Annotated in this window: 15 protein-coding genes; 4 read left to right on the top strand and 11 right to left on the bottom strand. The window is 71.9% G+C overall.

Translation table 11 applies throughout. From position 1 onward, the window contains the following. Window positions 1–103: 103 nt before the first annotated feature. From OG395_RS39145 to OG395_RS39135, 3 genes are all read right to left on the bottom strand, one after another. Window positions 104–2,167 carry a tetratricopeptide repeat protein gene (locus OG395_RS39145; RefSeq protein WP_327247145.1) on the bottom strand — a complete coding sequence of 688 codons (2,064 nt, stop codon included), beginning with the start codon at window positions 2,165–2,167 and terminating at the stop codon, window positions 104–106. A 174-nt stretch (window positions 2,168–2,341) separates the two neighbouring features. After that, window positions 2,342–2,968 (bottom strand): NUDIX hydrolase, encoded by a 627-nt coding sequence (locus tag OG395_RS39140; protein ID WP_327247144.1) that lies wholly within the window; start codon window positions 2,966–2,968, stop codon window positions 2,342–2,344. 88 nt (window positions 2,969–3,056) lie between these two features. After that, window positions 3,057–4,742, bottom strand: a complete 1,686-nt coding sequence (locus tag OG395_RS39135; RefSeq protein ID WP_266987259.1) for a CTP synthase — start codon at window positions 4,740–4,742, stop codon at window positions 3,057–3,059. 406 nt (window positions 4,743–5,148) lie between these two features. On the opposite strand from OG395_RS39135, the gene OG395_RS39130 reads away from it, so the two are divergent. From OG395_RS39130 to OG395_RS39120, 3 genes are all read left to right on the top strand, one after another. Next, on the top strand, window positions 5,149–6,951 hold the full coding sequence (locus OG395_RS39130) for a glycoside hydrolase family 15 protein (protein WP_327249600.1): 1,803 nt from the start codon (window positions 5,149–5,151) through the stop codon (window positions 6,949–6,951). A 106-nt stretch (window positions 6,952–7,057) separates the two neighbouring features. Continuing rightward, the gene (locus tag OG395_RS39125; RefSeq protein WP_327247143.1) at window positions 7,058–8,476 is read left to right on the top strand and encodes an FAD-binding oxidoreductase; all 1,419 of its coding nucleotides are present in this window, start codon (window positions 7,058–7,060) and stop codon (window positions 8,474–8,476) included. A gap of 95 nt (window positions 8,477–8,571) precedes the next feature. Further along, a complete protein-coding gene (locus OG395_RS39120) occupies window positions 8,572–10,215 on the top strand; it encodes a PucR family transcriptional regulator (RefSeq protein ID WP_327247142.1) in 1,644 nt (547 codons plus the stop codon). A gap of 43 nt (window positions 10,216–10,258) precedes the next feature. Here OG395_RS39120 and OG395_RS39115 read toward each other — a convergent pair whose 3' ends face one another. The 6 genes from OG395_RS39115 to OG395_RS39090 form a co-directional block, all read right to left on the bottom strand. Then, window positions 10,259–11,359 carry a glycosyltransferase family 4 protein gene (locus OG395_RS39115; protein WP_327247141.1) on the bottom strand — a complete coding sequence of 367 codons (1,101 nt, stop codon included), beginning with the start codon at window positions 11,357–11,359 and terminating at the stop codon, window positions 10,259–10,261. A 185-nt stretch (window positions 11,360–11,544) separates the two neighbouring features. Further along, complete coding sequence (locus OG395_RS39110; protein WP_327247140.1) at window positions 11,545–12,324, bottom strand: hypothetical protein; 780 nt, start codon at window positions 12,322–12,324, stop codon at window positions 11,545–11,547. Window positions 12,325–12,469: 145 nt separating this feature from the next. Beyond that, window positions 12,470–14,215 (bottom strand): DNA repair protein RecN, encoded by a 1,746-nt coding sequence (gene recN, locus OG395_RS39105; protein ID WP_327247139.1) that lies wholly within the window; start codon window positions 14,213–14,215, stop codon window positions 12,470–12,472. Window positions 14,216–14,311: 96 nt separating this feature from the next. Further along, the gene (locus tag OG395_RS39100; protein ID WP_327247138.1) at window positions 14,312–15,217 is read right to left on the bottom strand and encodes an NAD kinase; all 906 of its coding nucleotides are present in this window, start codon (window positions 15,215–15,217) and stop codon (window positions 14,312–14,314) included. After that, entirely contained in the window at window positions 15,214–16,029 is an 816-nt protein-coding gene (locus tag OG395_RS39095; protein ID WP_266987249.1) for a TlyA family RNA methyltransferase, read from the bottom strand. The genes OG395_RS39100 and OG395_RS39095 overlap by 4 nt, the downstream gene beginning before the upstream one ends. A 7-nt stretch (window positions 16,030–16,036) precedes the next feature. Further along, on the bottom strand, window positions 16,037–16,336 hold the full coding sequence (locus OG395_RS39090) for a hypothetical protein (RefSeq protein WP_327247137.1): 300 nt from the start codon (window positions 16,334–16,336) through the stop codon (window positions 16,037–16,039). Window positions 16,337–16,378: 42 nt separating this feature from the next. Between OG395_RS39090 and OG395_RS39085 the strand changes: the two genes are divergently transcribed. Further along, entirely contained in the window at window positions 16,379–16,726 is a 348-nt protein-coding gene (locus OG395_RS39085) for an SCP2 sterol-binding domain-containing protein (protein WP_266987247.1), read from the top strand. A gap of 138 nt (window positions 16,727–16,864) precedes the next feature. Here the strand turns inward: OG395_RS39085 and OG395_RS39080 are convergent, their stop codons facing one another. Beyond that, window positions 16,865–17,674, bottom strand: a complete 810-nt coding sequence (locus OG395_RS39080; protein WP_327247136.1) for an ABC transporter ATP-binding protein — start codon at window positions 17,672–17,674, stop codon at window positions 16,865–16,867. Between the two features lie 77 nt (window positions 17,675–17,751). After that, window positions 17,752–18,813, bottom strand: a complete 1,062-nt coding sequence (locus tag OG395_RS39075) for a FecCD family ABC transporter permease (RefSeq protein WP_327249599.1) — start codon at window positions 18,811–18,813, stop codon at window positions 17,752–17,754. Window positions 18,814–18,815: the final 2 nt, after the last annotated feature.

Here is an 18,815-nt window from a genome sequence, read left to right as displayed (position 1 = left end):
GCGGTACATACCCGGACACACTTAGTGTAAATGGAGACACCACGGAGGTCCGCGGCAGAGCCAGTCTAATGAAGGGCTTCCCGCTGTCTAGCCTTACAAAGCATTAATTTTCTGACGATGCACTGCGGATTTCGTAGGTGGGCCCCTTCTCTCCCAACAGTCTGTCCGCCATTCCGCGGTGCAGCCGGGCCGCAGCGGGGTCTCCGAGCCGTTCGAGGGTGTCGGCCAGCCGGATCTCCAGCGCCGCCTGCAGGCGTACGTCCTTGGCCTGCCGCGCCCACTCCACGGCCTCCTGGCAGGTCTGCAGCGACTCCTGCGGCCGCCCCGCGTACTCCTGCACCCTCGCGGCCTCACTGAGCGCCCGCGCCTGGGCGGGCAGGTCACCGAGCCTGCGGTATCCGGCCGCCGCGGCCCGCCAGTTCCGCAGCGCCTCGCCGTACCGCCCGGCATAGGTGTGGACGGCGCCGAGCCGCCCGTACAACCGCGCCTCGTCGGCACGCTCGCCCTGGGTGAGCCGCTGGGCGAGCGCCCGGCCGAACCAGTCGGAGGCCCGGTGGAAGTCCCCCAGCTCGGCATAGGCGCCGCCTACGGATTCCATCGCCCGGCCGGTCGCGTACGGATCCTTCGCCGCCCGCCCGGCGTCCAGCGCGGCCCGGTATCGGGCCAGCGCCTCCTTCGTACGCCCGGTCCTGGCATCCAGATCGGCGAGATTGAGCAGCGCGGCGGCCTGCTCACGGGGCAGCTCGCGCCGCTCGGCGACGGCCAGGACCAGTCCGTGCAGCCCGTACAGATCGGGGGCGGCGGCCTCGGTGCCCTGGTGCACGGCCAGCGCCCGCACCAGCGCGGCCACCAACCGCCGTGCCAGGGTGTCGAGTTCACCGTCCTCGACGGCGATCCGGGCCGAAGCCAGCAGGGCGGGCCGGCGGATCCGCAGCCAGGCGGCGGCCGCTTCGGGATGCGGGAAGCGCAGCGAGCGCGGCAGCCCGGCGAGCTTCTTGCGGGCCGGGGAGCCCTCCGGCTCCGTGACCGCCCGGCAGGACTGCAGTTGCCGTACGGTCCGCTCCAGCATCCGGGCCCGGGCCAGCTGGACCTCGGCCGGCCGGTCCCGGTCCGCCAGCAGGGCGCGCAGCAGCGGGACGAGGCAACCGGGCACCTCGTACTGCGACAGCTCCGCACCATTGGTCCGCAGCAGGCCCAGCCGGACGAAGTCGTCGAGGGTCGTCTGGGCGGCCGAGACCGAGCAGCCGGCCAGCGCGGAGGCGGTGTGGGCGTCGGCGAGTCCGCCAGGGGCGAGCGCGAGCAGGCGCAGTATCCGGGCGGCGGGCGGCGGCAGGGACTCGTGGACCAGGCGGAAGGCGCGGGCCAGCGGGCGGGCGCCGGTGGACTGCTCGTCGTCGTCCGGCAGCTCGCGCAGCTGTTTGGTGACGTCGGCGACCGATGCCATCGGACGGGTGGCGAGCCAGCCGCCGATCATGACGAGGGCGGCCGGCTGCCCGCCGCACTCCTCGGCGAGGGTCTCTGCGGTCCGCGGGTCGACGGTGATCCTGACCTGGCCGATGTCGCGGGCCAGCAGCTGGACGGCGGAGGCCGCGTCGAGGCCGCCGACGGTGCAGGGCCGGACGCCGGGAATGCCGGTCAGCGGGCCCTGCGCGGTGGCGACGACGAGGCAGTCCGGGTTGTCCGGCAGCAGCGGGTCGACCTGCTCGGCGTCGGCCGCGTCGTCGAGCAGCAGCAGGGCGCTCCGTGCGGCGAGGGCCTCGCGGACCATCTCGGACAGTTCGTCACCGTCCGCGCCGGGCGGGCCGGTGACGTCCAGTTGGTCGAGGAGCTCGCGTGCCGTGCGCTCGGTGGGAACAGGGACGCCGCCGGGTTCGGTGAGCCGGACCCGGAGCAGCCCGTCGGGGTAGTCGCCGGAGTCCATGAGCCCGCGGGTGAGTTCCTCGGCGAGTGCGGTGCGTCCGGAGCCGGGGCGTCCGGCGATCAGCAGGACCCGGGCACGGGCGGTCTTGCGGCCGGCCAGGGTGTCCAGCCCGGCCCGTTCGATATCGGCCCTCAGTTCCTTCAACTCGCGTTCGCGGCCGAAGAATCGGGGTGGTGCGGCGCCGGACGGTTCCTCGGTACCCGCTGCCGTCGCCGGGCCGCTGGTGTCCACCGCCTGATCCGTCACGGGCCACGCTCCACTTCGCTGCACGCGTTGCCCGCCGGGACTCCGATCAGGGCATTCCGAGGGTAGTTCAGGCGTATGCGCCCTCAGGGTGGAGCGTGGCGGGGGCGTCCCCCGATCGGATCAGCTGCTCGTCCGATCGGAAGACTTATCGGCGTCCCGAATGAAGGCGGACCGTCAGACCTCGAACGGCCGGGCCGGCCACGGCGCCTCGGCCGGCCGCAACGAATCGATCCCGTCACCGGCGAGCACCGCCGCGAGCGCGAGGACGCCCACCACGAGGCAGTTGTTGTGCAGCTCCCCGGCGAGCACCCCCCGTACGAGCTCCTGCAGCTCCACCCGTGCCAGCTCCATGTCGGCCTCCTCCTCGGAGACCGCGAAACGCTCGCCGTCCGCCTCGGAGAGGTTCCGGGCGAGGAAGATCCGTACGGCTTCGTCGCAGCCGCCGGGCGTGGTGAAGACGTCGGTCAGCACCCGCCAGTCCTCGGCCTTGGCGTACGCCTCCTCGTAGAGCTCGCGCTGCGCCGCGTGCAGCGGGTTCTCACCGGGGACGTCGAGCAGTCCGGCGGGGATCTCCCAGAGCTTGTGGCGCACGGGGTGCCGGTACTGCCGCAGGACGAGGACCCGGCCCGCGTCGTCGAGTGCGAGCACGGCGACCGACCCGGGGTGGACCTGGTAGTCGCGGCGGACGACCGCTCCGTCGGGCATCACCACGTCATCGGTGCGGACGCTGGTCTTGTTGCCCGTGAAGGGGGTCTCGGTCGCAGTGACCTGCCACTCCTCGGGCGTGTCCTGGATAACCATCTACGTCCTCCCACAAAAACAGAAACCGGGGTACGGATCCTCGATCGATCCGTACCCCGGTCAACGGTAACGCCTGCCTGCCGCCGGACTACTTGCCCGACGTAGCGCCCTGCTTGCTGTCTGCCCCGGCACCCGTCTTGCGCTCGACGGCCGCCTTCACCAGGCCCGCGAAGAGCGGGTGCGGGCGGGTCGGGCGGGAACGGAGCTCCGGGTGCGCCTGGGTGGCGACCAGGTAGGGGTGGATCTCGCGCGGGTACTCGACGTACTCGACGAGCTTGTTGTCCGGCGAGGTGCCGGAGAAGACCAGACCGGCCTTCTTCTCCAGCTCGGCGCGGTAGGCGTTGTTGACCTCGTAGCGGTGGCGGTGACGCTCCTCCACGTACGGCTGGTCGTCGTACGCCTCACGGACCAGCGAGCCCTCCGCGAGCTTCGCCGGGTACAGGCCGAGCCGCATGGTGCCGCCCAGGTCGCCCGCGCCCTCGACGTAGGCGAGCTGCTCCTCCATCGTCGAGATGACGGGGTGCGAGGTGGCAGCGTCGAACTCGGTGGAGTTGGCGTCGGGGATCTCGGCGAGGTTGCGCGCCGCCTCGATCACGATGCACTGCAGTCCGAGGCAGAGGCCGAGCAGCGGCACCTTGTTCTCACGGGCGTACTGAATGGCGCCGATCTTGCCGTTGACACCGCGGTCGCCGAAGCCGCCGGGGACGCAGATCGCGTCGACGTCGGAGAGCTGCTTGGCGGCACCGGCCGGGGTCTTGCAGTCGTCGGAGGCGACCCACTTGACCTTGACCCGGGCCTTGTTCGCGAAGCCGCCGGCCCGGATGGCCTCGGTGACGGAGAGGTACGCGTCGGGCAGGTCGATGTACTTGCCGACGAGCGCGACGGTGACCTCGTGGTCGGGGTTGTGGACGCGGTCCAGCAGGTCGTCCCAGGTGGTCCAGTCGACATCGCGGAACGGCAGGTCGAGCTTGCGCACCACGTACGCGTCCAGACCCTCGGTGTGCAGCACCTTGGGGATGTCGTAGATCGACTTGGCGTCCACACAGGCCACCACAGCGGCTTCGTCGACGTCGCACATCAGCGAGATCTTGCGCTTGATGGCGGTCGGTACGTCACGGTCGGCGCGCAGCACGATGGCGTCCGGCTGGATACCGATGTTGCGCAGCGCCGCGACGGAGTGCTGGGTGGGCTTGGTCTTGAGCTCGCCGGACGGGCCGATGTACGGCAGCAGCGAGATGTGCACGACGAAGACGTTGTCCCGGCCGACCTCGTGACGGACCTGGCGGACCGTCTCCAGGAACGGCAGCGACTCGATGTCGCCGACCGTGCCGCCGACCTCGGTGATGACGACGTCGACGTCATCGGTGGCCATGCGGCGGATGCGGTGCTTGATCTCGTTGGTGATGTGCGGGATGACCTGCACGGTGTCACCGAGGTACTCGCCGCGCCGCTCCTTGGCGATGACCTGCGAGTACACCTGGCCGGTCGTGACGTTGGCGGAGCCGTCGAGGTCGACGTCGAGGAAGCGCTCGTAGTGGCCGATGTCCAGGTCGGTCTCGGCGCCGTCGTTGGTGACGAACACCTCGCCGTGCTGGAACGGGTTCATCGTGCCCGGGTCGACGTTCAGGTAGGGGTCGAGCTTCTGCATGGTGACCCGAAGGCCCCGTGCCTTGAGCAGGGCACCCAGGCTGGAGGCAGTCAGACCCTTGCCGAGGGATGAGGCGACACCCCCGGTGACGAAGATGTGCTTGGTCGTCGTGGATGTGGGCTGCATAGCCAAAGGGGGCTCCCGTGGTCGCGGATCTTGAGGTGCGTACCGGCGTTGCCATCCGGAGATTCGGAGGTGCCGTCGCTGCGGTTCGGGGGCCTCGTCCGCTGTCGCTGACGACCACCGGTCCACGGGCTACCAGGGTATCAGCGACTAGGGGAGCCCGCTTCCGGCCACACCCGACACACTCGCCGCACAGAATCACCGCACCGTGTTCACGCCCCACCCGTTCGGCGCAGACGTGTTGCCGGGACCGTCGCGCGGATCATGGACGTGCGTCGTATCCTGCTCGGACACTCGCCCCGGGCGAGGCATTGGAGCCCTCGGCTCACCACAACGACCCCTTGCAACGACCTCTTTACCCGCAGTAAGCGCCCCACGGGGCGACATGGCCGTTCGACTGGAGATGCACGTGGCCGGGCGCATCGAGGATTACGCACTCATCGGAGACATGCAGACCGCTGCCCTGGTCTGCCGGGACGGCACAGCGGACTGGCTGTGCCTGCCCCGCTTCGACTCGCATGCCATCTTCGCGGGACTGTTGGGTACCGAGGAGCACGGCTTCTGGCGCCTGGGCCCCGCGTACCCGACCGGGGCGGAGCCACCGGCGGCGGACCGGCGGCGCTACCGCGGGGACTCCCTCATCCTGGAGTCGGAGTGGGACACGCCGCGCGGCACGGTCCGCGTGACCGATTTCATGCCCCCTCGTGACGGCGCACCGCAACTGATCCGGATCGTGGAAGGGATCAGCGGCCGTGTGCCGATGCGCTCCGAGCTGCGCATGCGATTCAGCTACGGGCGGATCATCCCCTGGGTGCACAAGGTCGACGGCCGTACGGTCGCGGTCGCCGGCCCGGACTCCGTCTGGCTGGACACACCCGCCGACACGTACGGCGAGAACCTGACGACGTACTCCGACTTCACCGTCGCACCCGGGGACCGGATCGCCTTCACCATCAGCTGGCAACCCTCGCACCACGAGCCGCCCGGACTGCCGGACCCCGAGGGATCGCTGGAGGCGACGGAGGACTTCTGGCGCGAGTGGGTCGAGCAGTGCACGTACCACGGCCCCTACCGCGAGGCGGTGGTCCGCTCCCTGATCACCCTGAAGGCGCTGACGTACGCGCCGACGGGCGGCATCGTCGCCGCCCCGACCACATCCCTGCCGGAGGACATCGGCGGCTCGCGGAACTGGGACTATCGCTACACCTGGCTGCGCGACGCGGCGATCACCCTCTCCTCGCTGCTGCGCACCGGCTACCGCGAGGAGGCCCGCGCCTGGCGCGAGTGGCTGCTGCGGGCCGTCGCGGGTGACCCGGAGAACCTGCAGATCATGTACGGCATCGCGGGCGAGCGCGAGCTGGGCGAGGCCGAGCTGGACTGGCTGCCCGGTTACGAGAACTCGGGCCCGGTCCGGGTCGGCAACGGCGCGGCGAACCAGCTGCAGCTCGATGTGTACGGCGAGATCGTCGAGGCGCTGCATCTCGCACACATGACGGGCCTGACCCGCAACGACTACGCGATGGGGCTCCAGCTCAAGCTGATCGAGTACCTGGAGAACCACTGGGACGAACCGGACGAGGGCATCTGGGAGGTGCGCGGGCCGCGCCGTCACTTCGTCCACTCCAAGGTCATGGCCTGGGTCGCCGTCGACCGCACCATCAAGCTGATCGAGTCCGGGGACATCGAGGGCCCCCTGGAGCGGTGGCGGGAGCTGCGCGACGACATCCACCGCGATGTCTGCGAAAACGGCTACGACAAGGAACGCAACACCTTCACCCAGTCCTACGGGTCGAGGGAGCTCGACGCGTCGCTGCTGCTGATCCCGCAGATGGGCTTCCTGCCGCCGGACGACAAGCGGGTCATCGGCACGATCGAGGCGATCCAGCGCGAGCTGTCCACTGAGGACGGCTTCGTGCTGCGCTACCCCACCAAGGGCGAGGACGCCGGCGTCGACGGTCTCGAGGGCGACGAGGGCGCGTTCCTGGCGTGCTCGTTCTGGCTGGCCGACGACCTGGCGATGATCGGACGCGTCGACGAGGCACGCCAGCTCTTCGAACGGCTGCTCTCACTGCGCAACGACCTGGGGCTGCTCGCGGAGGAGTGGGATCCGCGGCTGCAGCGGCAGGTGGGGAACTTCCCGCAGGCGTTCAGCCATGTGCCGCTGATCGACACGGCGCTGAGGCTGACGGCGAGCGGCGCCTACGTCGGCTGACCGCCGGCCGCCGAATGCGTGGCTGGGCGGTGCTCCCGGGCCGATGCGGCCCGGGAGCACCGCCCTACGATGGAACTGATCTGTCACGCCCTCGGAAGGGGGCATCATGACGCCCCGCAGCACCACCGGCACCAGCGACATCACCGGTACGACGGGCCTCGCCGTGCACGGTCTCCGCCGCGACCTCACCGGCGAGGCCTTCGCACCCGGGGACGCCGGATACGACGAGGCGCGCATGATCTTCAACGGCATGATCGACCGGCGGCCCGCAGTGGTCGCCCAGTGCGCGTCGGAGGCGGACGTGGCGCTGTCGGTCCGGTTCGCCCGTGAGCACGGCCTGGAGATCGCGGTCCGTGGTGGCGGCCACAGCGTCGCGGGGATGTCACTCACCGACGGCGGACTGGTGGTCGACCTCCGCCGCATGAACAGCGTGACGGTCTCCCCGAGCGACCAGGCGGCACGCGTCGGCGGCGGCGCGACCATGAGCGATCTGGACCGGGCAACCCAGCCGTACGGTCTGGCGACCACCGGTGGCCGGGCCTCCACCACCGGTGTGGGCGGCTTCACACTGGGCGGCGGCTCCGGCTGGCTTGAGCGGAGATTCGGTCTGGCCTGCGACAACCTGCTGGCCGCCGAGCTGGTGACCGCGGACGGCAGCACCGTCCACGCGAGCCTCGACGAGAACCCTGAACTGTTCTGGGCGCTGCACGGCGGCGGCGGCAACTTCGGCGTCGCCACCTCGCTCACCCTCGACCTGCACGAACTGCCGGAGATGTCCTTCGCGCTGCTGCTGTACCGCCCCGAGGCCGGTCCCGAGGTGCTGCGTGCGTACCGGGACCTGATGGCCTCCGCGCCGGACGAGGCCGGCGGCGCCCTTCTCTACATCACCGGGCCGCCCGAGGACTTCGTACCGGAGCATCTGGTCGGCACACTCGTCTGCGGAGTCCTGCTCACCTGTACCGGGCCGTCGGCACGGGCCCGGGAACTGGCCGGGCCGCTGCTCGCCGTCGACCACGAGTCCGAGGTGATCACCGACATCCCGTACGCGGATCTGCAGTGCATGCTCGACGACCCGCCCGGGATGCGGAACTACTGGTCCGCCGAGTACCTGGACGCCTTCCCCGACGAAGCGGTGAACCTGTTCTGCTCCCACGTCGCCGACATGCCCGTCCCCTCCGCTTCGCAGCACGTCCTCTTCCCGATGGGCGGCGCGGTGGCCCGCGGCCCCGCCGAGTACCCGCTGCCGTGGCGCACCGCCAGCTGGGCCGTGCATCCGTTCGGCATCTGGGAGAGCCCGTCCGACGACGAGCGCGGCCGCCAGTGGGTACGTCAGGTGCGCGCCGATGTGCGCCCCTGGTCCACCGGCGCCGTCTACCTCAACTTCATCGGGCGCGAGGGCTCGGGCCGAATCGTCGCCGGACTCGGCGCCGAGAACTACGCCCGGCTCGCCGCGGTCAAGGCCGCGTACGACCCTGACAACGTGTTCCACCTCAACCACAACGTCGAGCCTGCCGCCGCCCGGTGAACTCCCCCGAGGACGGCTCCACAGCATCCGGCCGGTACCTTCCTGACCAGGGTGACAGCCCGCCCGACCCGAACGGAAGCACGAGGCCAGAACCAGTGGAGAACCAAGGCGGAATCACCGTGCAGCGCGCCCTGGAACTGCCGGGGCTGCGCAGCGGCCTCCCCGAGGTGGTGGCCGGCGCGGACCGGCTGAACCGCACGGTGCGCTGGGTGCACGCGGGCGAGGTCCCGAACATCGCGTCCCTCCTCAAGGGCGGTGAGCTGCTGCTCACCACCGGTCTGGGGCTCGGCACCCGCCCCGCCGAGCAGCGCACCTTCGTGCGCAGGCTCGCCGACCGCGGGATCGCCGCCCTGGTGGTGGAGCTCGGGCCGCGCTTCAGCAGACTGCCCGCCTCGATCGTGGACGCCGCGCGGGCAGCCGGTCTGCCGCTCGTGCAGCTGCACCGCGAGGTGCCGTTCGTGACGGTGACCGAGGAGATCCACACCGAGATCGTCAACGGCCATTACGCACTGCTGCGGCAGGCCGAGGACGTGCACCGGCGGTGCACGGAGGCGCTGCTCGGCGGCGGCGGGGTCCCGCAGGTGCTCGGCATTCTGGCGGATTTCACCGCCAACCCGGTCTTCCTGGAGACGGCGGACGGCCAGCTGTTGTACGCGGCGGGCACCGAGTCCGGTCCGGTCTCCGCCGATCCGCTCCAGGTGTGGGACGGGATGCGCGGCGGCCGGGCGGCCCGCGAGGCACCGCCCACGGGTGCGGTGCTGGTGGATGTGCCGGGCGGCGGCCCCGGGTCCGGCTCGGTACGGGCCAGACTGGTGCTCCTCGCAGTGTCCGGGCCGCTGGTGACGGTGCACCGGATGGCGGCGGAGCGGGCGGCGGGCATCCTCGCCGTGGTGCTGATGCAGGCCCGCCAGGAGGAGGAACTCGCCGCGCGCGGCCGCGGCGACTTCCTGACGGACCTCGCGGAGGGCCGGATCACACCGGAGGACGCACCCGCGCAGGCCCGCGTACTGGGCTTCAAGCCGGGCGGGGCGCCACTGCTGCCGGTGGTGATGCGACTGGCCCCCGAGCTGTCCCCGTCGGGCAACTGGGCGCTGTTGGCGCGCGCGGTCCTGGAGGAGCTGTCATCGGTGGGCGTGCCGGTACTGCTCGGCGTACGCCCCGTGGAGGGCAGGGTTCCGCTGCTGCTCGGCCTGCGGTCCGAGTCGGAGCGTACGGCGGTGGCCGACCGGGTCGCGGCGGCGCTGCGGGCCGGCGTCGAGCGGGCCGGGCTGGAGCGGGCGGGCTCTCATCCGCCGGTCGTAGTGGTCGGGGTCGCGGGCGGCTGGGCGGCGGCCGGGGCCGGGCTGCGGCACGCGGCGGAGACGGCGACGGCCGCGCAGGGGCTCAGCAACCGGCCCTGGTACGACGCCCGGCGCCTGGACATCGACCTGCTGCTGTGGCGACTGCGGGACCATCCGGACCTGGCGGCGTTCGTGGAACGGGCGATCGGTCCGCTGCGCGATCACGACCGCACCTCGCGCCCGCCGCTGCTGCCCACCCTGGAGTCGTATCTCGCCCACGCGGGCCGCAAGGCGGAGACGGCCCGCGAACTGCACCTGAACCGCCAGACCCTCTACAACCGCCTGGCCCGCATCGGCGAGCTGCTGGGCACGGACCTGGACGACCCCCAGACGGTCCTGGCTCTGAGCCTGGCCCTGAGAGCCCGCCGCCACGCCAAAGCGGGAGCGTCGGGCGACTGAGAAAGAGACGGCCGCGGGACGCCCCGGCGTCCCCGTCGCCACCTCACCATCCCCGCCCGATCGCCAACGGCTGAGCCAACTCGTCGTAAACACTGAGGACTTGCGCGATCGTGTCGTCCTCAGTGGGCCAACTCGCCGCCTGCACACGCCCCGTGCAGGCCATCCGCTCCCGAGCGGCCGGGTCCCCCAGCAGCCGTACCACGACCCGCGCCATGGCCTCCGCGTTGCCGTACGGCACAAGTTCCGCCGCGTCCCCGACCAGTTCGGGCATCCCGCCCACCGCCGTGGCGACCAACGGCACCCCCATCCGCAGCGCCTCCTGCGCCACCAGCGACCGCGCCTCCCATCGACTGGGCAGCAGGGCCAGATCGGCGGCGGCGAGAAGCCCGGCGACGTCGTCGCGGCTCCCGATCAGCCTGACGGGCAGTTCCTCGTCCCGGATCCGCCGCTGGAGCGCACCCCGTTCCCGCCCCTCCCCCGCGATGACCAGCAGGGGCACGGGGTCGAGTTGACGCCACATCCGTGCCGCGTCGAGCAGCGTGTCGTACCCGTGATGCGGTACGAGACTGCCGACGGAAACGAGTAACGACCGCCCCAGCACTCCGAGTTCGGCCCGCGCCTTGCCATCGTCGCGGACAGCGGCGGGAATGCGCGACAGGGGAATGGCGATCGGCGCGAGTCTCGCGTCACGCGCGCCCCGCCGCCGCGCCCGGTCGACCAGGTCCGACGACGTACCGAGCACAACGGCCGCCGCCCGGGCGGCCCTTCGCTCCAGAAGGTGGAGCAGCCGGCTGCGAGCACCTTCGGCGTACGCCCGGGTGTGCCAGGTCAGAACCAGGGGGGTGCGCCGCCCACCGAGCGCAAGACCCGTGCGTACGGCGGCGTGCAGCCCGTGCGCATGGACCACGTCCGCCCCCACGCAGGCGCCCCGCAGAGCGGCGACGGCGGCGGGGTCACTGCGCCGCGGTACGGGGACGAAGCGGGCCCCCGTGCCGGAGAAGTCGTAGGCGCGGTCCAGTTCGGCCGGGGCGCAGACGGTGACGTGTACGCCTCTCGCCACCAGCCCTGCGGCCAGCGAGCTGACGTGAGCGCTGCTGCCCGCACTGCCGCCGCCCAGGACTTGGACCGTACGCAGCTGTGACACGTTGAATGGCTCCCGGGGCTACCGAGTCGGCGGTATGTGCACCGCCAAGGATGCCAGTCCGTACGCACGTTCCGGCACCTCGGAGCCGTGGTTCCGGTGTACACAGCGACAACCGGGCGTGCGTTACCACCCGGACGGGTGAGGACAACGGTGCGATATTGCCATGCCGGCGACGCGGCGACGCGTCAGCGCCCCGACAGCACGTCACCGATCCGACAGCGCCGGGCGAGCCCGCTGATCCGGTCCCCGTGCACCGCCGCGGCCAGGACCCCCGCCGCATGGGCGGCGAGCCCGCCGCGGCCGTTGCCTGCGACGATCGCGAGACCGACGGCCGCACCCAGGGCATGCGCCCCCGCGTCCCCGATCATGGTGCGTTCCCCCAGCTCTTCGGCGGCGAGGGCTGCCACCGCCCCCATCGCCGCGGCACCGAGTCCGCCCCGGACCAGCCCCGGGGTCCCGAGGGCGAGCACGGTGGCGGTCGCGACGCCCGGCCGCAGGTCCGTCAGGTTGACGAGATGAGCGGTTCCGGCGATCACGACACCGGCGAGGACCCGGTCGACGGGCCGTTCCTTCAGCAGCGCGCCCGCAGCGAGCCCGGCCGCCCCGATACCGAAGAGCTTCACGGCGCCACTGGTCACCTCGCCGTGCCGCAGCGCGGTGAGATGGGCACGGAACCCGCGGCGCGGATCGTCGTCGCCGGCGAAGTCGTCGTACGCCCCACAGCCCCCGGCGGCCAGCACGGCGAGGGCGGCGGCGGTCCGGGTGCGGGGCGGCAGTGGGAGCACGGCGGCCCCGGCGGCGGCACCGAGTGCGACGGCGGGCCCGGCATACAGATCGACGGTGTGCCCCGCGTAGTTGGTCCGCAACCACCCCGGGCGCGGCCGCCCCCGCAGCAACCGGTACACCCCGCCCGCGACCCCGGCGGCGACGGCACCGGCGGCGACCCTGCTGATCATTGCTCCCATGCCCGCCAGGCTACGAGTCCGCCCCGAGCACTCGGACGCAGGGGCGCCGAGGCCCGCCCGCACACCGCACCGCGCCGCAGACACCGAAGCCGGCCCGTCCCCGCGCCGAACGGCGAAGACGCCCCGCACAGCGGTGCGCCGCCGCCTACCCGTCCGTCCGCGCCGCGGCCAGCAGCTCCTCCGCATGCGCCCGCGCCGTCTCCGAGTCCTCCTGCCCCGCAAGCATCCGGGACAGCTCCCGTACCCGGTCCTCGCCCTCCAGGACCGTGACACCGCTCCGGGTCACCGCGCCGTCGACCGTCTTCTCGACCAGCAGCTGCCGGTCGGCGAACGCCGCCACCTGCGGCAGGTGCGTGACGACGACCACCTGCGCGGACTTGGCGAGCTTCGCCAGCCGCCGCCCGACCTCGACGGCCGCCTTGCCGCCGACGCCCGCGTCGACCTCGTCGAAGAGGTACGTGGGTACGGGGTCGGAGCCCGCGAACACCACCTCGACGGCGAGCATCACCCGGGACAGCTCACCGCCCGACGCGCCCTTGGCGATCGGCCGGGGCTGGGCGCCGGGGTGCGGGGCCAGCAGCAGTTCCACCTCGTCGGCGCCGGACGGACCGTAGAGCACGCTCCGCCCGTCGATGTCGATGCCGGACGCCTCGTCCGCCGCGTCGGTCTGCCGGATGTCGAAGGAGACCCGGGCGTGCGGCATGGCGAGGGAGGCCAGTTCCTCGGTCACCGCTTCGGCGAAGAGTGCCGCCGCCGCCGTTCGCGCATCGGTCAGCGCCTGTCCGAGCCCGGAGAGTTCGGCCCGCAGCGCGTCCCGCTCGGCCGTCAGCTCGCCGATCCGGTCGTCGTCGCCCTCGAGTTCGGTGAGCCGGCCGGCCCCGTCCTCGGCCCAGGCGAGAACGGCGGCGATGTCCTCGCCGTACTTGCGGGTGAGCGCGGTGAGCGCGGCGCGCCGCTCCTCCACCGCGGCGAGCCGCAGCGGGTCGGCGTCCAGCTGGTCGGCGTACCCGGCCAGTTCGCCCGCCACATCGGCGAGCAGGATGGAGATCTCGCCGATCCGGTCGGCGAGCGCGGCGAGCGCCGGGTCGTGGGCGCGGACGGCGTCGAGCGACCGCCCGGCCGCGGCGACGACGGTCGTCGCGTCGACGCCCTCCTGGTCCTCCGGGTTGCCCGCGAGCGCGGCGTGCGCCAGGGCGGCCGCGGAGGCAAGCGCTTCGGCGTGACCGAGCCGTTCGGCCTCGGCGGCGAGATCGGTGTCCTCGCCGGGCAGCGGTTCGACACCGGCGATCTCGCCCAGTCCGAAGCGCAGCAGATCCGCTTCCTGGGCTCGTTCGCGGGCGCGCGTGGTCAGCTCGTCGAGCTCCGTGACGACGGCCCGGAGCCGCCGGTACGCCGCCGCGTACTTGGCGTGGGGCACGGCGACGCCGTCGCCGGCATACCGGTCCAGGGCCTGCCGCTGCCGCGCGGGCTTGAGCAGCCCCTGCTGGTCGGTCTGGCCGTGCACGGCGACGAGTTCGTCGGCGAGTTCGGCGAGGACGCCCACCGGCACGGACCGTCCGCCGAGATGGGCGCGCGAGCGCCCCTCCGCGGAAACGGTACGGCTGATCAGCAGCGCACCCTCGTCGATTTCGGCCCCGGCCTCCTCGGCCCGTACCGCGGCCGCGTCACCGGCGGACACCGTGATCCGTCCCTCGACGACGGCAGCCTTGGCACCGATCCGCACCAGGGCGGGGTCGGCGCGCCCGCCGAGCAGCAGCCCCAGGCTGGTGACGACCATGGTCTTGCCCGCGCCGGTCTCGCCCGTCACCGCGGTGAACCCGGGTGACAGCTCCACCACCGCGTCGTCGATGACTCCGAGCGACCGTATCCGCATCTCCTCCAACACGGACACGACCTTACGAGGTCCGGACCCCGGTGTGCGACGGGCCCCGGCCGCGGATTCACTCTCCCGTGCGCCGGAGGGCCGTGATCTGCGGCACCGACGCGATCAGTGGGGCGCGCCCCGCCACCCCGAGACGGGCAGCGCGAACTTCGCCACCAGCCGGTCCGTGAACGAGGCCTGGTGCAACCGCGCCAGCCGTACGGGCACGGCGCCGCGCCGCACCTCGACCCGCGCTCCGGCCGGCAGCTCCACGGTCCTGCGCCCGTCGCACCACAGCACCCCGTGCGGCGTGTGCGGCTGGACCTCGACGGCGAGCACCGAGGTCGGCGACGTCACCAGCGGCTTGGCGAACAGGGCGTGGGCGCTGATCGGGACCATCAGCAGCGCCTCGACCTCCGGCCACACCACGGGCCCGCCCGCCGAGAAGGCGTACGCGGTGGAGCCGGTCGGCGTCGCACAGACGATCCCGTCGCAGCCGAAGCCGGTGACCGGACGCCCGTCGATCTCCAGGACGACTTCGAGCATCCGCTCGGGCGACACCTTCTGCACGGCCGCTTCGTTCATCGCCCAGTCGGTGTGGACGATGTCGCCGTTGCTGTGCACGAGGACGTCGATCGTCATGCGCTCCTCGACCCGGTAAGCCCGGGTGACGACCCGGTCGACCACCTTGTCCAGGTCGTCCCGCTCGGCCTCGGCGAGGAAGCCGACCCGGCCGAGGTTGACACCGAGCATCGGCACCCCGGAGGCCCGGGAGATCTCGGCGCCGCGCAGCAGCGTCCCGTCCCCGCCGAGGACGATCAGCAGCTCACAGCCGTCGACCGCCGCGGGCGTCGCGTCGTCGACCGTCTCCACGGCCGTCGGGAGCGGCAGGTCGGCGGCCTCGGCGGCAAGGACCCGTACCCCGAGTCCGCTGCGCAGCAGCCCCTGCACCACGAGCTCGGCGCTGCGGATCGCGGCCGGCCGGCCGGTATGTGCCAAAAGGAAGACTGTTCGTGCCGCATTCGTCGTCAACGAGGCCCCTCCGCCACTGCACGGTCGACATCCGCGGGATCCAGCTCAGGCGCTCCGGCCCGCAGCCAGAGAAAATACTCGACATTGCCGGAAGGCCCGGGCAGTGGGCTCGCGGTCACTCCGCGCACTCCGAGTCCCAGCCCCCAGGCCCGGCGCGCGACCTCCCGTACCGCTTCGGCCCGCAGCTCGGGGCTGCGCACCACACCACCGCTGCCCAGCCGCTCCTTGCCGACCTCGAACTGCGGCTTGACCATCAGGACCAGGTCCGCGTCGGGGGCGGCACAGCGCGCCAGAGCAGGCAGGACGAGCCCCAGCGGGATGAACGACAGATCGCCGACCACCAGGTCCACCGCCTCTCCGTCGATCGCCTCCAGTGTCAATTCACGTACGTTGGTGCGGTCCTTGACGGTGACGCGTTCATCGGACTGCAGCGACCAGGCGAGTTGCCCGTAGCCCACGTCGACGGCGACGACATGACCGGCTCCGGCCCGCAGCAGTACGTCGGTGAATCCACCGGTCGACGCCCCGGCGTCCAGCGCCCGCCGTCCCTCGACCTTCAGCCCGAGGGGCACGAAGGCGGCGAGGGCGCCCGCGAGCTTGTGCCCGCCGCGCGAGACGTACTCGGGGTCGCTGTCGTCCTTGATGACGACGACCGCGGCGCTGGTCTCGACCTGGGTGGCGGGTTTGGTCGCGGTGTTGCCGCCGACGGTCACCCGCCCTGCGGCGATCAGCTGGCTCGCATGCTCGCGTGAGCGGGCGAGCTTTCGGCGTACCAGCTCGGCGTCGAGGCGGCGACGTGCCACTCCTGCCACGTTCGGTTCAGCTCCTGTTGTCGTACGGGGGCATCGGTGCGGGTACCGGTGCGGGTGCGGGCCGGGCATCCAGCGCGGTCAGCGCATCGCGCAGCCCACGGTGTACATCCTCGTACACCTCGATGTGTCCCTCCGCCGGAAGGTCGTCCGCATCGGCGAGCCGCTCCAGCCCCGCGTCCACCTCGGCGTGTCCGGTGGGCGTGCGCGTGACGCCGAGGGGCGCGGGGGCTGCGGGCTCGGGTGCGGGGTCGGCCGTCTCCGCCGATTCCCCGGGCGGGGCCCCGGCTTCCGACATCAAGTCGCTCATGCGGAAACGCTACCGCGAAGGCCTGGGGTACCGTCGGTCACGATGGCGACCATGGCGGAGTGCCGCAGCGCACTCGACAGACTTTCCGACAACCTCGCGACGGCCGAGGGCGACGTGCGCAGCGCGGCTGCCCTGGACCGCTCGCTGAGCTGTCACATCAAGGATCTCGGGATCACCTTCACCGGCCGTCTCAAGGATGGCCGGATCCAGGTACTCGACACGATCGAGGGCCCGCCGAGCGAGAAGGCCGAGATCCGGCTCGCGATGAACGGCGACGACCTGGTGGCCATGGTGAACGGGAACCTGAACTTCGCAAAGGCCTGGGCCTCGGGCCGGGTCCGGCTGGAAGCAAGCCTCCGAGACCTCATGCGCCTCAGAACACTGCTGTAGTGCACCCGCCTCATCAGCCCCTGGGGCAACCGACCACACCCACACCATCAAGGCTGCCGCGCTGACCGATCACGCCCGCAGAATCAGGCCCGTCCGGCGATCGAGGACAGAGCGCGCCGACAGACAGCGCAATCCCGCTCAGGCCCTCACCGAATCCGCAACACGCGCGCCCCGTGCGGCCGGCACCACCAACGGCGTCCCCGTCTCCGGATCATCGATCACCTGGCACCGCAGCCCGAACACCCGCTCCACCAGCTCCGCCGTGACCACGTCTCCCGGCGCCCCCTCGGCAATGACCTCGCCCCCGCGCATGGCAATCAGATGCGTTGCGTAGCGCGCGGCGTGGTTCAGGTCGTGGAGCACGGCGACCAACGTCCGCCCGCGCGTCTCATGCAGCTCCGCGCACAGGTCGAGGACATCGATCTGGTGCTGAATGTCGAGGTACGTCGTCGGCTCGTCGAGCAGCAGCAGCGGCGTCTCCTGCGCAAGCGCCATCGCGATCCAGACACGCTGCCGCTGACCGCCGGACAGTTCGTCGACATAGCGATCGGCCAGCTCGCGGACACCGGTCGACACCATCGATTCCTCGACAATGCGTTCGTCGTCCGGCGACCACTGCCGCAGCAGCCCCTGATGCGGATACCGCCCGCGTGCGACCAGGTCCGCGACGGTGATGCCGTCGGGCGCGATCGAGGACTGCGGCAGCAGCCCCAGGGTCTTCGCGACCTTCTTCGCGGGCATCGTATGAATCGTCTGCCCGTCCAGCAGCACCTGCCCCCGGCTCGGCCTGAGCATCCGGGACAGTGCCCGCAGCAGTGTGGACTTCCCACAGGCGTTGGGGCCGACGATCACGGTGAACGAGTTGTCGGGGATCTCGACCGAGAGGTTCTCCGCGATGACCCGCTGGTCGTAGCCGAGGGTCACCGAGTCCGCGGTGAGGCGCTGCATGGTCGTACTCCGGGAGTCGGTGGGATGGGTCGTCGATGGGCTGTTCCCACGGGGCGGATTCACCGTCCGAGGGGTTCTCATATCCGCCCCGCCCTGCGCTCGGAGACGAGCAGCCACAGCAGGTAGCAGCCACCCAGCACGCCGGTGACAACACCGACCGGCAGCTGCCGGTCGCCGAAGGCGTCCATCGCGATCCAGTCGGCGACGAGCAGCAGCGCAGCCCCCATGAAAGCGGCGGGCGCCAGATTGGGCCCGGGCGAGCGAGTGAGCCGGCGGGCCAGCTGCGGGGCGCTCAGCGAAACGAAGGCGATGGGGCCGGCGGCGGCGGTGGCGACGGCGACGAGCAGCACGGCGCAGCCCATCAGGACGAGCCGGGTGCGTTCCACCCGTACCCCCAGGGCGTACGCGGCGTCGTCACCCATCTCCATCATGCGAAGCGCCCGCCCGTGCCCGAACACCAGCGGAATGAGCAGGCCGCACACCGCCAGCAGCGGCCAGACCTGCGCCCAGTCGCGCCCGTCCAGCGAGCCGGTCATCCAGACGACGGCGCGGGTCGCGTCGACCAGGTCGGCCTTGGTGATCAGATACTGGGTGGCGGCGGTGAGCATCGCGGCCGCGCCGATACCGACGAGCACCAGCCGGTAGCCGTGGACGCCTCGTTTCCACGCCAGCAGGTACACCGCGGCGCCGGTGAGCAGCCCGCCGACCACGGCACCGCCCGCGACCACGGCGGCCCCGCCCTGGAAGAGGACGATCACCGTCAGCGCACCGACGGTGGCGCCCTGGCCGAAGCCGAGCACGTCGGGGCTGCCGAGCGGGTTGCGGGAGATGGTCTGGAACACGGCACCGCCGACCCCGAGCGCCGCGCCGACCAGGAGCCCGACGAGGACCCGCGGCAGGCGCACGTCCGTGACGATGAACTCCTGCTGGAAGGTGCCGTGCCCGAACAGCGTGCTGACGACCTCGCCGGGCGTCATCGCGTAGTCGCCGCTGCCGATGAGCACAATCCCGGCCCCGGCTGCCACAGCGGCAAGGAGCACGATCACCACGAACGCCCGGACGTCCACCCGGAAGGAGAGCCCCCCGCCGGTCCGTACGGCCCGAACCGCGCCGGCTCCGCCCTTCGTACGGGTCTTCATGG

The sequence above is a fragment of the Streptomyces sp. NBC_01320 genome, from assembly GCF_035974375.1.
In the GTDB taxonomy this organism is placed as follows: Bacteria; Actinomycetota; Actinomycetes; order Streptomycetales; family Streptomycetaceae; genus Streptomyces; species Streptomyces yanii.
Note: the sequence above shows the minus strand (reverse complement) of the source record. Positions and strands in the feature narration are given on the sequence as shown.